This window comes from Streptomyces sp. NBC_01497, from assembly GCF_036250695.1.
Lineage (GTDB): Bacteria > Actinomycetota > Actinomycetes > Streptomycetales > Streptomycetaceae > Streptomyces.
In genome coordinates this window covers 7,741,275-7,755,417 of record NZ_CP109427.1, presented here as the reverse complement: position 1 = coordinate 7,755,417, position 14,143 = coordinate 7,741,275, and the positions used below count along the sequence as shown (strand labels likewise).

Genomic DNA, 14,143 nt, shown 5'->3' with positions numbered 1-14,143 from the left:
TCCTGTCCTGCCCGGGCCGGGGCCGCCGCCCGCGGATGCCGGAGCGTTCCGATCGGCGCATCCTGTACGTATGCCGGGTGCGCCGATCGTCGTGCAGCGGCCGTCGGACCAGGGCGGCCGGCGCGTCACGGCGCATGGCGCGAGCCTGGGTCTCGCGCATGACGACTTCGATCTGGTGGAGCTGTTGCGGCGGGCGGGTCTCGACGACGCGTGGCCGCTGCTCGACAATCCGGCCTGGGTGGAGTGGCGCGGCGGGCACGCGCACCACTGGAACGCGAATCCGGAGGAATCGCCGTAGTCGCTCCCCGTGCCCGGAAACAGACCGGCGGCGGGGTGGGAACGCTGTCTCCTCCTCACAAGCCGTCCCACGAGGTTTTCTCCGTGCGGGACGGGACGATGCCTTTCCGCCCCGGCGACACGCCGGTGCGGGACGGGACGATGCCTTTCCGCCCCGGCGACACGCCGGCCTCGGTGGGCAGGGGGGCTCGTCGTCATTCCACCGGAACGGGCCCACGCCTTCGAGGCGGCAGACGGTGAGGTGGCCGACGGGGTCGTCCTGCTCAGCCCCGGCGTCCAACGGTTCAGCTGCTTCGAGCAGTTGGCCGCCATGAGCCGTGGGCGAGGCGGAATGCGCATTGCTCCGGCCCGAGCAGGGCCGCTACGCCACGCACCTCGCGGCTCTCCCCGATGGGCGCTCGGCCCCGTGACAGCGGTTCCGGAGGAGCCGACCGGGAAAGATCAGGACGGCGGGTTGGCCGGCGCACCGAAGGGGAAGCGAGCTGCGGTGCCCGGCCACATCGGAAGAAGCGCCCGAATCATCCTGTTTCAGGCGTAAAATCGAAGTATGTCCGTCATCTTTTGGTTGCCTGGCGCGAGCGGCGCGATGTCCGTCGAGGGCGGTGTGGAACATCGACTCGACGACAGCGACGCTCATCACTACTCGTACGGGGTTCACAACAGCGGCGCTCTGACCCTCTGGATCACCAAAGGCGACGAGGAGCCCACCGTCGATGTCGTCTACGGCCCCGACGCGTGGATCAAGGTCAGCGGTCAGCAGAAGGGGCAGTTCCCCCTGTGAGGCCGGACCGGCCCCTCGGTCCCGCGGTCGGCCAAAGACACGCGAAGGCCGCCCCGGTGGGCGGCCCATGACGACCTACGAGGCGGGTCTCCCTGCGCCGGCATGACCCGGATCAGGTTCGAAGGGTCGCCATCCGGTCTTTCGACCTTCTGGCCTCTCAGCCCGACCGTCGACGTCGGCCCCGGCGGAAAACCGTAGCTCTCCGTCAAAGTCGGCTACTCCGGTCGAACTCCCTCGCTCGTCCCGTAGGCCTTTTTCCAGCATAACACTGCGAAATCGTGAAAAAAGCCTCACGAGTTTTCCTGCTTTCGGCGGGCAAAGCTATACCTGCCTGCCTAGCTACCTGTCTGCCCAACTACCTGCCTGCCTGTCTGTCCGGAGGGGCAGGCAGACCGGAGCGAGCGGCTCGGCCCCGGACCCGTCTCCTCAGCGCCGCAGCGCCCGCGCGTCACCCATCACCACCACCGGGTGCAGCGACGGGTCGAGCGTCCGCAGCAGGTCCCGCATGTGCCTCTCGGAGAGGCTGACGCAGCCGTGCGTCGGCCCGCCGTGGTCCACGTGGAGCCAGATGCCGCCACCCCTGCCCGCCCCCAGTGGCCGGGTCCAGTCCAGCGGGGACGTGCCGGGCTCGCGGTTGTAGTTGATCGCGACGACATAGTCGAACGAACCGGCCAGGTTCTCGCCCTCGAAGCCGGTGCCTCCGACCGTGAAGCCGCCGGAGTGGGAGTAAGGGAGCTTCGTACCAGGATCCCTCAGCAGCCCGCCGGCGTCGGTCAGGGCGAAGACGCCCACGGGTGAGCGCAGGTCACCCGCGAGGTGGTGCCCGCTCCAGCCGTGCAGCGCGTTGTGTGCCGCCCAGGTCGCCCCTGCCTGCCAGCCGTCGGTGGTACGCCGGTACAGCACCGCGGACGACTCGGGCGAGTCGGCGCTCCGGCCGGTGACGACGAGGGCCTGCCGGGCGTTCGCCGGAACCTCGGCGAGCGTGCTCGCCCCCAGGCCGGGCAACTGCCGCGGGAGGGCGGGCGCGGGCGGCGTGGCAGCCGGGGGCGCGGCCGGACTCGTGGCCCGGGCCGGGGCGCCGCCGCGGTCGTCCTGGGTGGTGAGAGTGGCCGCGTGCTCCCGTGCGGCGGCGGGGCCGCCGCACGCGCAGAGCGCGCCGAGCGCGGCCGTCACGAGGACGGGTCCGGCATGCCGGACGAGCCGCTGGACGCAAGCGGGTCGCTCCTTGCGGTGCAGGGGTGACATGGGGGGACCTTTCTGAGCGGCGGAGCGGGGGCCTGTTCAAGCGGTGGCCCGGCGGCTTGTCGAGGAACACGAGGTGGGGACGGAGTCCGGCCGGCGAGGGGTCACGGACGAAGGACGAGGGGACGGACGTGGACCTGGCCCCAGCGGGCGGGTGCGGTGGACGCCGCCGGCGCCGCGCTCACCGCCGGCGGGGTCGGCGGCCCGTCGTCAACCGGCGGGCGAGGTGGTGGCGGGCGCGGTGCCATCGGTCGGGGTGGAGGCGGGCGCGGTCGCATCGGTCGGGGTGGGGGCGGGGTCGGTGAGGACGGCGCTCTCCAGCACCTTCCTGGCCACCGCGAGCGTCGCGTCCGAGGCGTGGGACAGGCAGGCGTGCGCCGTGATCGTCCAGCCCTTGCCCGCCGGCGCCTCGCCCCGGCCGGTCAGCTCCCGGTCGCCGCCGAGCGCCAGGCACCCGGCACCGGGCGCGTGCACTGCCTTCACGGTGAACGGCTCCGTGCCGTACGGCGTCCTGGCCGCTTCGGTGTGCTCGAAGGAGATCAGTACCTGGCCGCCGGTGAGCTTGAGCAGGGGAAGGCACGCGTAGTGGGCGACACCGGCGCGTACGCACGTCGCCGTGTCGGCGACCACCCGGTTGCCGACGAACTCGTGCGGGATCCCCCGCTCGTCGACGGCCGAGACGGGGTGCCAGCCCCCGGGGAGCGTGATGGTCACGCCGAGGACGTCGACCGTGCGCGGCACCAGCCCCGGCACGGCGCCGGGCGGGACGGCGCGGGGCGGCGCGGCGGGGGTCACGGCCCCCGGGCCCTGGGCGCCGGAGCCGGGCAGCGGTCCCGGCCCGAGCACGTACCCCCCGAGGGCGACGGCGGCGGCCGCCGTGACGGCGGCCGCCAGCAGCAGACGGCGCAGGCGGCGCAGGCCGACCCGGTGGCGGATCTGCCGCATCCGGTCACCGGGCGCGGTGAGCGGGGGCACACCGCGCCTCAGGACCGCACGCAGTTGCCGTTCCAGTTCGTCATCGGTGCCCGGCACAGGGAGCGTCCTCCTCTCGGTTCCGTACAGCCACCAGTTGCTCGCGCAGGACGCTCAGGGCCTTGGACGTCTGGCTCTTGACCGTGCCGGGGCGGCAGCCGAGTATCGCGGCAGTCTCCTCGACGCTCAGGTCCTCGAAGAACCGCAGGAAGACGACAGCGCGTTGGCGCCCGGGCAGGGAATGGACCAGGTGGGCCAGGGAGTGCTCCAGATCGACCGCGGGGAAGACGTCGGCGGTGACGGAGTCGGGGACCTCCCCGTGCGGCACCTCGCTGCGCCACCGGCGCTGCCACCATGACGAGAAGGTGTTCACGAGCACCTTGCGGGCGTACGCCTCGGGGTTCTGCGTGGCGACGCGGTGCCACCGGGGCCAGATCTTCGCCAGCGCGGTCTGCAGGAGATCCTCGGCGAGATGGGCGTCGCCGGTCAGCATCCAGGCCGCACGCAGCAGTTGCGGTCCGCGCGCGGCGACGAACTCCTCGAAGTCCGGTGTAGTGCCCGTCACCACCGTGCCCTCGCCATCGTGTCCCTGTCGAGCCAGTGTCCTTCACACACGGTCAACCGGTTGGGAAGGGGGTTCGGTTGCCCGACCGGCGCGACCCGTCGGTAGCGGGCCCTCGTACGGCCGCGCCGACGGCGGTACCAGGCCCGTCGCGCGCGTCCCGGGCGGTACGGGTCGACGGCGGTGGCGGTGGCGGTGGCGGTGCGGGGGGCCTGCGGTGCGGGGTGGGCCTGCGGTGCGGGTCGACGGGCGGTGACGGCGTCCGGTCCCAGGAGACGAGCGGTACCGGGACGTCAGACGGCGCGGCCCGGCTCACCGCCGGCGCCGGGACGCCCACCGCCCGGGCCACCGCGCTCCGGGGTGCGCTGGAACGTCGCGTAGAGCAGCCACAGCGACGGGGTGAGGACCAGGAGGCCCACACCGACGGAGATCAGGGACGCGATGAGCACCGACGTGTGCGAGGCGGTGTCGGAGACGGTGGTCGACGGAACGAGCATGTTCGGGTACTGCGCCACGCCCCAGGCCCACAGGATCGCCGCCACCGCGAGCGCCGCCGCTCCCCGCGCCAGGACGTACCGGCCACGCACCAGCAGCGCCACGTCCGCGAGGCCCGCCACGGCGCCGACGACGACGAGCGCCAGGGCACGGTGGGTGAGGCCGTGGAAGAGGACGGGCGCGTCCTGGTCGAGCACGGCGATACCGGCCAGGGCGACGATTCCGCAGGCGAGTCCGCTGGCCACCGCTCTGCGGCGGAAGTCGGCCGCCTCCACGTCGTCGCCTGCGCGCACGGCGTCCGCGCACAGGTAGACCGCGGCGAGGTGGGCGCAGGTCAGTACGGCGATGACGCCGCCGAGCGCCGACGTCGGGTTGATCCAGCTCGTCACCGTGTCGCCCTCGGCGATACCGGGGGGCACCCGGCCCGAGGCCACGCCGCCCGCGACCGCGCCGAGGAACAGCGGGGTGATCACGGAGGACAGCGCGAAGCAGCCGCCGAACAGGCGCTGCTGCCACATCTCCGTGCTGGCCTTGCGGAAGGCGAAGGCGGCGCCCCGGGCGATGATGCCGAGCGCCGTCAGGGTGAGCGGGATGTAGAGGGTGGACAGGACGGCCGCGAACACCGGCGAGAAGCAGGCCCACAGCATCACCAGAACGAAGATCAGCCAGACGTGGTTGGCCTCCCACACCGGGCCGATGCTGTGCTCGATGAGTTTGCGGCGCCGCCCGCCCCGGCGGCCCCGGCCGGCGAGGAGGTCCCAGAACCCGGCGCCGAAATCGGCCCCGCCGAACAGGGCGTAGCAGGTGAGGCCCACCCACATCACGGCCAGCATCACGTCTGCGATCACGTTCGCCTCCTGCTGCGGGGACCCGAGGGACGGGGCCCGGTGTCGGGTCAGACGACGGGGTAGTCCAGGACGTCGCTCTCCTGCGGTGCGACGGGCACGGGTGTCACGCGGGTCAGGCGGCGCAGCACGTACACGGTGGCGAAGGTCATCGCCGCGTAGACGACCAGCACCACCCACAGCCCGGCCATCAGACCCGGCGCCGGGTTGACCGCGTCGCTCACCCGCATCACGCCCCAGACGATCCACGGCTGGCGGCCCAGTTCGGTGACGGACCATCCGCATTCGAGTGCCACGACCGCCCCGGGACCGGCGAGTGCGGCGAGCAGCAGGAACGGGCGTGTGCCGCGCGGGGTCAGCATCGCCGTGCCGGTGCGCCGCGACCACCACCGCAGGAGCAGCAGCCACACCCCCATGGCCAGCAGGAACGTGCCGGTGCCGACCATCACGTCGAAGGCGAGATGAACGCCGCCGACGGGCGGCCACTGGTCGCGCGGCACGTCGTGCAGCCCGCGGACGACGGTGCCGGGGTGGTAGCCGACCAGGAGCGAGAGGCCGTCCGGGATCTTCAGGCCGTAGCGCAGCTCACCGCGGTCCGGGTAGCCCAGGATGGTGAGGGGGACGTGCGAGCCGGTGTGGTAGACACCCTCGATGCCGGCCAGCTTCATCGGCTGGTAGTGGGACAGGAAGCGGGCGGCCCAGTCACCCGCGGCGATCTGGAACGGCGCCACGACCGCCCCGAATCCGAACGGCACGAAGAACCCGGCTCGGTGGTACGCGTCCCGGCGGCCCCGCAGCATCGCGACCGCGTAGACGGAAGCGGTGAGGAAGGCGGTCACCATCAGCGCGGCCAGGATCATGTGCACCGACTCCGGCGGGGCCGCCGGGTTGATCATCGCGGCCCAGGGGTCGACGTGCGTGAGCTTCCCGTGGTCCAGGGTGAAACCGCGCGGCTGGTTCATCCACGCGTTCGCGCAGACGACGAAGAAGGCGGACGCGACACCCGCGACGACGATGGGCACTCCGGTCAGCAGGTGCTTGCGGGGCGGCAGCCGGTCCCAGGCGTAGAGGTAGATGCCGAGGAAGATCGCCTCGATGAAGAAGGCGAAGCCCTCCAGGGCGAAGGGCAGACCGATGACCTGGCCGAACTTGCCCATCAACCCGGGCCACAGGATGCCGAGTTCGAAGCTGAGGATGGTGCCGGAGACCGCTCCCACGGCGAACAGCACGCCCATGGCGCGCGCCCAGCGCCGGGCAAGCAACTGGTACTCGGGCCTGCCGCTGCGGATGCCGTACCACTCGACGCCGAGGGTCAGGAGGGGCAGTCCCACCCCGAGGCAGGCCAGCACGATGTGCCACGCCAGGGAGAAGCCCATCTGCGCCCGTGCCGCGGCCAGGTCCCCGGGTGACACCGCGGACGCCGTCGCGGAGACGAGGCATCGTGCGACGGCGTCGGGCACGAGGTCACAGGCCTGAAGCACGGGGCGGCTCCTCACAGCGGGGTGGGCGGCGGGGGGATGCCTCCCCCAGCGCTCGGGACGCCGGGGGGAGGCCGAGTGTAGGCATCCGCCAGGGCCGTTCCGCTCCGACACGGAGGGGCACGGCCGGGGACAACCCTTCCGCCCGGTGCGGGGGCGCCCGGTGCGGGTCGCGCGGCACGGACCGGGCGATGGGGCGCCCGGTGCGGGTCCCGCCGTGCCGACCGCCCGGTGCCCTCGCGCGAGGCGACCGCCCCGGTGTGAGGGCGTCCCGTACGACGCCGTCCGGTGCGGGTCGCGCGGACCTCTCGATCGCGATCGGGACCTCTCGATACGGGCCGCCGAATGCGACGGGCCGGGCAGCGACCGCCCGCCCCGCGCGTGCCTGTCCCGGCGCGTGGGGCGCGGGGCGGGGAGTCACGCCTCCTCGGCGCCCGGGGCCTTGGCGTCCTTCGTTCCCTCGGGTTCCTTCATGTCCTGGGGTTCCTTCATGCCCTCGGGTTCTTCATGTCCTTGGTGTCGTCGTGCGGGAGGGAGGCCGGGTGGCGGTGGCCGCGTACGCCTCCCCCGACGACGCAGACGACCAGGACGGCCAGGGCGATCGCCGCCGACGCGGCCAGGGTCTCGCTCCAGACGTTCCCGGTAAGGACGGCGGGGTGCGGGTGGCCACCGCGCAGGAGCCCGCGCGCGAGGAGGTTCGCCGTCGACAGGCCGCAGACATCCGCACCCGCCAACGTGGCGAAGAGCCATGCCTGCCCCGCGCGCAGCCAGGCCCCGACGAGCACGGCCGCGAGGAGCGCTACGACGGTGGTCGGCAGGGATGCCGTCGCGCCGTCGATGTGGAGGCGCGCGTCCAGGGCCGCTGCCGCGCCGACGGCCGCGCACGAGACGAGCAGGGTCGCCGCGCAGCGCCAGAGGGTGCCGGAGACGGAACGTGGCGCGAGCGGCGGCGCCGAAGACGCCCTGGCGACCGGTTCGGTGGGAGACATGGCGGCCATCATGTCGGCCGGGGCGCGGCGGCCGCATCCCCTCGGGGTCCGCCGCGAGGGGCCCGGTGGGACGGGACCAGTGGCCGGCGACGGGGGCAGGTGTCCGGAGCAGGTGGCGGGGGCAGCGGGCCGGGGCGGGCCCCGGCCCGGACCACCCGGGCGCGGGAGGGGCCCGGCCGCCCGGTGGCCGAAACACCACCGCCTGCCCGAGTCCCGGTGCGGGGTGCGCGCCCCGCCCGGCAGCGCACCCGGAGCCGTCGCCCCGGCGGGTTACGGGGCATCAGGGGGCCGCCATGCGCCCGGCACCGGGTTCCCGGCGTGAGCGCCGTCACTTTCCACCCGCTCTGACCTGCATCGTTTTGACTTTTTTCGGACAGTCGTTCACTCTTCTCGGCATGACCGCTCGTTGCCCCCTCGCGCGCGCCGCCTACGGGCTGGCGCTCATCGGGGTGACCGAGCACTGCGTCGCCGACATTCTCTGTCGCTGACCGGTCCCTTCCCGTAGTCCCGTACCTCCGCGCTTTCGTGGGGGACGTGCGTCTGCGTGCTGGGCCCTCCCTGCGGGCGCGGTGCTCTCCTCCTTCTCCGGTGTTTCACCGGTGTTTTCCGGTCGGTCCCCCGCTGCCTGCGGCACTACTCCCCCTTCCTGGCAGTGAAAGGCCGTAGCCGATGTCCCGTTCACCTCATTTCTCCCGCCGTACGGCGGCCGCCGTGGCCGTCACCGCGACGCTGGCCGTCGCCGCCTGCGCGTGCGGGCCCGGCAAGGGAGGGGCGAGCGCGGACGGCGGCAGCTCCAAGCCGCAGCGGGGCGGGAAGCTCCTCGTCCTCAACCAGTCGCCGATGACGAACTTCGACCCGGCGCGTGAGTACACCTCCGGCGGCGGCAACATCCCCTCCCTCGTCTTCCGTACGCTCACCACGCGCAACAGGGCCAACGGCGCGGCCGGCAACAAGGTCGTGCCGGACCTCGCCACGAACACCGGCGAGCCGTCGAAGAGCGCGACGGTCTGGACGTACCACCTCAAGAGCGGGCTGAAGTTCGAGGACGGCACGCCGATCACGACCGCGGACATCAAGTACGGCATCGAGCGGTCGTTCGCGGCGGAGCTGTCGGGCGGGGCGCCGTACCTGCGGGACTGGCTGGTCGGGGCCGCCGGCTACCAGGGGCCCTACAAGGACAAGAAGGGCCTCGCGTCGATCGAGACCCCGGACGCGTCGACGATCGTCTTCCACCTGAACAAGCCCGAGGGCGACTTCCCCTACCTGGCGACGCAGACGCAGTTCACGCCGGTGCCGCAGGCGAAGGACACGGGGACAAAGTACGCGAACCACCCGATATCATCGGGTCCGTACGAGGTGGTCAAGAACGAGAACAACGGTCTCGACCTGACCTTCAAGCGCAACCCCCACTGGTCGGCGTCGACCGACAGCCAGCGCAAGAACTACCCGGACACCATCGACGTCCAGGGCGGCCTCGACACGGCCGTGATCAACCAGCGGCTCTCCACGGGCACCGGCCCGGACGCCGCGGCCGTCACCACGGACACCAACCTGGGCCCGGCCGAACTCGCCAAGGTCACCGGCGACAAGGAACTCGCCTCGCGCGTCGGCACCGGCCACTTCGGCGAGACGGACTACCTGGCCTTCAACCCGAAGGTGAAGCCGTTCGACAACCCGAAGGTGCGGGAGGCGGTCGCCTACGCGATCAACCGCACCTCGGTGGTCAACGCGGCCGGCGGTTCCTCGCTCGCCGAGCCCGCGACCACCTTCCTGCCGAACCAGGCGGCCTTCGGCTACACGCCGTACGACCCGTTCCCGGCCGGCAAGAGCGGCGACCCGGCGAAGGCCAAGGAACTGCTGAAGCAGGCCGGCTACCCCCACGGCCTGACGATCACCCTCACCCACTCCGAGAGCGACGCCAACAACTCCGGCCCGCAGATGGCCTCGGCCGTACAGGGCGCCCTGAAGGCTGCCGGCATCACGGTGAAGCTGGACGGCCTGGAGCAGAACAAGTACAGCCAGACCGTCTTTTCGACCTCCACCGAGCCCGGTCTGTTCTTCACCACGTGGGGAGCGGACTGGCCGTCGGGCGGCCCGTTCCTCGCCCCGATCTTCGACGGCCGGCAGATCGTCAAGGACGGCTACAACTTCAACTCCTCGCAGCTGAACGACCCGTCGGTGAACAAGAGCGTCGACAGCATCAACAAGCTCACCGACCACGCGGCCGCCGCGAAGCAGTGGGGGGCGCTGGACCAGCGGATCGGCCAGAAGGCACTGACCGTGCCGCTGGTGCACCCGGTCTACAAGCGGCTCGTGGGCAAGGACGTGCGCAACGTGGTGATCAGCGACTGGACCGGGGTGCTGGACGTCTCCCAGGTCGCGGTCAAGTGACGCGGACCTCCTCATCATGAGCACAGAACAACTCCTCACGGGTGATCCGGCGGCGGCGACCCCCGCCGCCGGCGCCCGGCAGGTCTGGGGCCGGCTGCGCGCGCAGCCGGCCGCGCTCGCCGGCGGTGCCGTCCTCGTCCTGCTGCTCGTCGTCGCGATCGCGGCGCCGCTGCTCGCGAGCGTCGAGGGCCAGGACCCGACGACGTACCACGACGCACTGGTGAACTCCGCGTCCGGCGGCGTACCGATCGGTCCGTTCGGCGGGGTCAGTGGCACGCACTGGCTCGGTGTCGAACCCGGCACCGGCCGGGACCTGTTCGCCCGCCTCGTCTACGGGGCGCAGGTGTCGCTGCTGGTGTCGGTCGGCGCGACCGTCGTCCAGGTCGCGATCGGCCTGGTCGTCGGGCTGGCCGCGGGCCTCGGCAACCGGCTGCTCGACCAGGTGCTCGCGCACACCACGGACGTGATGCTCGCGCTGCCGACGCTGGTGTTCGCCATCGCGCTGATGGCGGTCGTACCGGCCGGCTTCCCGCGCCCACTGCTGCTGATGCTCGTCATCGGTCTGCTGGGCTGGGGTGGCACGGCCCGGGTGGTGCGTGCCCAGACGCTGAGTCTGAAGTCGCTGGACTACGTGGCGGCGGCCCGGCTCGGCGGGTCGGGCGGCTGGCGTGTGGCCCGCCGGGAACTGCTGCCTCCGCTGGCCGCTCCTGTGGTGACGTACGCGGCGCTGCTGCTGCCGTCCAACGTGGTCAGCGAGGCGGGCCTGTCGTTCCTCGGCGTCGGGGTCAGGCCCCCGACGTCGTCGTGGGGGCAGATGCTCACGTCGGCGACGACCTGGTTCCAGGCCGATCCGATGTACGTGCTGCTGCCGTCTTTGATGATCTTCGTGACGACACTGTCGTTCGCGCTGCTCGGTGACGCGGTCCGCACGGCGCTCGACCCGAGAGCGGCCTCACGTCTGCGGATCGGCGGCGGACGCCGTGACAGGAAGGCCGCGCGGTCGGCCGGCCAGGAAGCCGCGGACAGCGGTCGGGAGGCAGCCGTATGACGCGCTATCTGATCCGGCGGGTGATCGGGGCGCTCGTCGTCCTGATCGTGCTGTCGATCGTGATCTACGCGGCGTTCTACGTCGCCCCGGGCGATCCCGCCCGGCTCTCGTGCGGGATCAAGTGCAGCCCCGCACAGGTGGAGCAGGTCAGGCAGCGGCTCGGGGTGGACGCCCCCGTCTACCTGCAGTACGCGCACCTCCTGCAGGGCATCGTCGCCGGGCGCGACTTCTCCACCGGTACCGGCGTGCTGCACTGCCACGCACCGTGCCTGGGCGTCTCGTACCGCACGGGCGAGCAGGTCACGTCCATGATCGGCACGCGGCTCCCGGTGACGGCCTCGCTGGCGCTCGGCGCGATGGTGCTGTGGCTGGCGCTCGGCGTCGGCACGGGGCTGATGTCCGCCCTACGGCGCGGCCGGTTCACCGAGCGGGCCCTGACGGGACTGACGCTGGCGGGCAACGCCATGCCGGTGTTCGTGATCGGCCTGCTGCTGCTCGTGCTGTTCTGCTCGACGCTCCAGTGGCTGCCGTTCCCGGACTACGTGTCCCTGACGACGGATCCGCAGCAGTGGTTCTGGGGGCTGCTGCTGCCCTGGGTGTCGCTGGCGCTGATCGAGTCCGCGAAGTACGCCCGACTGACCCGCTCCTCGATGCTGGAGACGCTGGCGGAGGACCACATCAGGACGTTTCGCGCGTACGGGGTGAGCGAGCGGCGCCTCGTGACCCGGCACGCGCTGCGGGGCGCCCTCACCCCGGTGATCGCCCTCAGCGCACTGGATCTGGGCACGATGTTCGGGTCCGCCGTACTGACGGAGTCGCTGTTCGGGCTGCCGGGCCTCGGCCGGCTGCTCGTGGAGTCCGTGTCGCAGATCGACCTGCCGGTCGTGGTGGGCCTCGTGATGGTGACCGGGTTCTGTGTGGTGGTGGCGAACGCGGGCGCCGACCTGCTGTATGCCGTGATCGACCGACGGGTGGTGCTCCAGTGACCGACAGTGCTTCCGGCCCCCGGGCCGGCGACAGCGGACGGGGCGAAGGACGGCCCGGCACGACGGGGTCCGCCGGTTCGCGCGGGCCCGCCGGTCCCGCCGCGGCCGGGCAGGACGGCACCGAGCCGCTGGTGGACGTGCGCGACCTGGTGGTGGACTTCCCGACCGCGGAAGGCTCCGTACGGGCCGTGGACGGGCTGTCCTTCACCCTCGGCGCGGGCCGGGCCCTCGGGATCGTCGGCGAGTCCGGCTCCGGCAAGAGCACGGTCGCCTTCGGACTGCTCGGGCTGCACCGGGACACCGGCGCGCGGGTCAGCGGCTCGGCCACCGTGGCCGGCGTGGACGCGCTCACCGCGGACCGCGACGACCTGCGCAGGCTGCGGGGCGGCCTGGCCGCGATGGTGTTCCAGGACCCGCTCTCCGCCCTCGACCCCTACTACGCGATCGGGGACCAGATCGCCGAGGTCTACCGGGTGCACCACACGGCGACCCGCCGGGCCGCGCGGGCCCGCGCCGTGGAGGTGCTCGACCGGGTCGGCATCCCGGACGCGCCGCGCCGCTCCCGCGCCAGACCGCACGAGTTCAGTGGCGGGATGCGGCAGCGCGCCGTCATCGCGATGGCGCTGGCCTGCCGTCCCCGGCTGCTGGTCGCGGACGAGCCGACGACGGCGCTCGATGTGACGGTGCAGGCCCAGATCCTGGACCTGCTCCACGAGTTGCGCGCCGAGACCGGCGCGGGGCTGCTCCTCGTCACGCACGACCTGGGCGTGGTGGCGGGCACCGTCGACGACGTGCTCGTGATGCGGGACGGCCGTGCGGTGGAGCACTCCACGGTGCGGGAGGTGCTGGGCGCGCCGCGCGAGACGTACACGCGGGAGCTGATCTCCGCGGTGCCGCGGGCCGACGCGCCGACGGAGCGAGCTGCCCGTACGGAGCCAAGGGTGCGCGACACGCAGGCCGACGGGCTGCCCGACGGGGGCGACGTACTGCTCGAAGCGGTGGACCTGCGGCGGGAGTTCGGACGCGGTGGCGATCTCGTCCGCGCGGTCGACGGCGTGTCGCTGAGGGTCGGCCGGGGCGAGACGCTCGGCGTGGTCGGCGAGTCCGGCAGCGGGAAGACCACGCTGGGCCGCATGCTGGTGCGGCTGCTCGAACCGTCCGCCGGCGCGCTGCGCTACGAGGGACAGGAGATCGGGCACCTGTCCGAGCGACAGCTGCGGCCGGTGCGACGCGAGCTTCAGATGGTCTTCCAGGACCCCGTGTCGTCCCTCAATCCGCGTCGCAGCATCGGCGAGTCGATCGCGGATCCGCTGCGGTCGGCGGGCGACCTGGACGACCGGGCCGTGCGGGCACGGGTGCGGGATCTGCTGGACCGGGTCGGCCTCGATCCGGCATGGTACGACCGCTATCCGCACGAGTTCTCCGGCGGCCAGCGGCAACGCGTCGGCATCGCAAGGGCGTTGGCCCCCCGGCCGAAGCTGATCGTGTGCGACGAGCCGGTCTCGGCGCTCGACGTCACGACCCAGGCGCACATCGTCGAACTGCTCGGCGAACTCCAGCGCGAACTGGGGCTGTCCCTGGTCTTCGTGGCGCACGATCTGGCCGTGGTGCGCCAGGTGAGCGACCGGGTCCTCGTGATGCGAGCCGGGCGCGTAGTGGAGCAGGGCCCGGCTGAGCGGGTGTACGAGGCACCGGAACACGCCTATACGAAGGGCCTGTTGGCGGCGGTCCCGGTACTCGATCCGGAGGAGTCGACGGCCCGGCGCCTCGCCCGCGCGGGGAAGGCGCCCGCCCTGCCGTGACCGTGCCGTCGCCGCCCGGGAGCACCTGCCCGGGCGGCGGCGCTCCGTGTCGGCATCCTCGTCGCCTGCCACGGCACGACCGCCTCCCGGCTCCCCCCTTCGTGTACGTACCGCTCAGCCGCCCCGATCGGTGGCAGCGGCTCGGGGACGGCCCCGCGCTGATCCCGGCGGCCTACGAGGAGTTGACGCGGTGCGTCCCGCTCATCGTCAGGGGCGCCTTCGCGGTCACCCGACCGGGGGCATCGAGATCGGTGG

13 protein-coding genes are annotated in these 14,143 nt (G+C 72.6%); 7 read left to right on the top strand and 6 right to left on the bottom strand.

Annotated features, from left to right (window positions below; translation table 11 throughout):
• Window positions 1-70 precede the first annotated feature (70 nt).
• Both OG310_RS32840 and OG310_RS32835 read left to right on the top strand, forming a co-directional pair.
• Window positions 71-298 carry a hypothetical protein gene (locus OG310_RS32840; protein WP_329459480.1) on the top strand — a complete coding sequence of 76 codons (228 nt, stop codon included), beginning with the start codon at window positions 71-73 and terminating at the stop codon, window positions 296-298.
• A 546-nt stretch (window positions 299-844) separates the two neighbouring features.
• Window positions 845-1,078, top strand: a complete 234-nt coding sequence (locus OG310_RS32835) for a hypothetical protein (RefSeq protein ID WP_329459479.1) — start codon at window positions 845-847, stop codon at window positions 1,076-1,078.
• Between the two features lie 426 nt (window positions 1,079-1,504).
• On the opposite strand, the gene OG310_RS32830 is transcribed toward OG310_RS32835, so the two are convergent.
• The 6 genes from OG310_RS32830 to OG310_RS32805 form a co-directional block, all read right to left on the bottom strand.
• Window positions 1,505-2,323, bottom strand: coding sequence for a L,D-transpeptidase family protein (locus OG310_RS32830; protein ID WP_329459478.1), 819 nt, complete (start codon window positions 2,321-2,323; stop codon window positions 1,505-1,507).
• Window positions 2,324-2,530: 207 nt separating this feature from the next.
• Entirely contained in the window at window positions 2,531-3,352 is an 822-nt protein-coding gene (locus OG310_RS32825) for a hypothetical protein (RefSeq protein ID WP_329459477.1), read from the bottom strand.
• On the bottom strand, window positions 3,336-3,857 hold the full coding sequence (locus OG310_RS32820) for a SigE family RNA polymerase sigma factor (protein ID WP_329459476.1): 522 nt from the start codon (window positions 3,855-3,857) through the stop codon (window positions 3,336-3,338). Before OG310_RS32820 ends, OG310_RS32825 begins: the two co-directional genes overlap by 17 nt.
• A 290-nt stretch (window positions 3,858-4,147) precedes the next feature.
• The gene (locus OG310_RS32815) at window positions 4,148-5,197 is read right to left on the bottom strand and encodes a cytochrome d ubiquinol oxidase subunit II (protein WP_329459475.1); all 1,050 of its coding nucleotides are present in this window, start codon (window positions 5,195-5,197) and stop codon (window positions 4,148-4,150) included.
• 47 nt (window positions 5,198-5,244) lie between these two features.
• Window positions 5,245-6,654 carry a cytochrome ubiquinol oxidase subunit I gene (locus OG310_RS32810; protein ID WP_329460494.1) on the bottom strand — a complete coding sequence of 470 codons (1,410 nt, stop codon included), beginning with the start codon at window positions 6,652-6,654 and terminating at the stop codon, window positions 5,245-5,247.
• A 506-nt stretch (window positions 6,655-7,160) separates the two neighbouring features.
• Window positions 7,161-7,661, bottom strand: a complete 501-nt coding sequence (locus OG310_RS32805) for a hypothetical protein (RefSeq protein ID WP_329459474.1) — start codon at window positions 7,659-7,661, stop codon at window positions 7,161-7,163.
• A 395-nt stretch (window positions 7,662-8,056) separates the two neighbouring features.
• Here OG310_RS32805 and OG310_RS32800 point away from each other — a divergent pair, with 395 nt between their 5' ends.
• The 5 genes from OG310_RS32800 (at window position 8,057) to OG310_RS32780 (ending at window position 13,888) form a co-directional block, all read left to right on the top strand.
• Window positions 8,057-8,149: an Ms4533A family Cys-rich leader peptide gene (locus tag OG310_RS32800; RefSeq protein WP_329459473.1), complete on the top strand. Its 93-nt coding sequence runs from the start codon at window positions 8,057-8,059 to the stop codon at window positions 8,147-8,149.
• Window positions 8,150-8,330: 181 nt separating this feature from the next.
• The gene (locus OG310_RS32795) at window positions 8,331-10,052 is read left to right on the top strand and encodes an ABC transporter substrate-binding protein (protein WP_329459472.1); all 1,722 of its coding nucleotides are present in this window, start codon (window positions 8,331-8,333) and stop codon (window positions 10,050-10,052) included.
• 16 nt (window positions 10,053-10,068) lie between these two features.
• Entirely contained in the window at window positions 10,069-11,100 is a 1,032-nt protein-coding gene (locus OG310_RS32790) for an ABC transporter permease (RefSeq protein WP_329459471.1), read from the top strand.
• On the top strand, window positions 11,097-12,086 hold the full coding sequence (locus OG310_RS32785; protein WP_329459470.1) for an ABC transporter permease: 990 nt from the start codon (window positions 11,097-11,099) through the stop codon (window positions 12,084-12,086). The genes OG310_RS32790 and OG310_RS32785 overlap by 4 nt, the downstream gene beginning before the upstream one ends.
• A gap of 131 nt (window positions 12,087-12,217) precedes the next feature.
• Window positions 12,218-13,888, top strand: a complete 1,671-nt coding sequence (locus OG310_RS32780; RefSeq protein WP_329460493.1) for an ABC transporter ATP-binding protein — start codon at window positions 12,218-12,220, stop codon at window positions 13,886-13,888.
• The last annotated feature ends 255 nt before the right edge of the window (window positions 13,889-14,143 follow it).

What these genes read in the sequence shown, in the direction of transcription:
- OG310_RS32840 (WP_329459480.1), top strand. Translation starts at nt 71, where the DNA reads ATGCCGGGTGCGCCGATCGTCGTGCAGCGGCCGTCGGACCAGGGCGGC.
- OG310_RS32835 (WP_329459479.1), top strand. Translation starts at nt 845, where the DNA reads ATGTCCGTCATCTTTTGGTTGCCTGGCGCGAGCGGCGCGATGTCCGTC.
- OG310_RS32830 (WP_329459478.1), bottom strand. Translation starts at nt 2,323, where the DNA reads ATGTCACCCCTGCACCGCAAGGAGCGACCCGCTTGCGTCCAGCGGCTC.
- OG310_RS32805 (WP_329459474.1), bottom strand. Translation starts at nt 7,661, where the DNA reads ATGTCTCCCACCGAACCGGTCGCCAGGGCGTCTTCGGCGCCGCCGCTC.
- OG310_RS32800 (WP_329459473.1), top strand. Translation starts at nt 8,057, where the DNA reads ATGACCGCTCGTTGCCCCCTCGCGCGCGCCGCCTACGGGCTGGCGCTC.
- OG310_RS32795 (WP_329459472.1), top strand. Translation starts at nt 8,331, where the DNA reads ATGTCCCGTTCACCTCATTTCTCCCGCCGTACGGCGGCCGCCGTGGCC.
- OG310_RS32790 (WP_329459471.1), top strand. Translation starts at nt 10,069, where the DNA reads ATGAGCACAGAACAACTCCTCACGGGTGATCCGGCGGCGGCGACCCCC.
- OG310_RS32785 (WP_329459470.1), top strand. Translation starts at nt 11,097, where the DNA reads ATGACGCGCTATCTGATCCGGCGGGTGATCGGGGCGCTCGTCGTCCTG.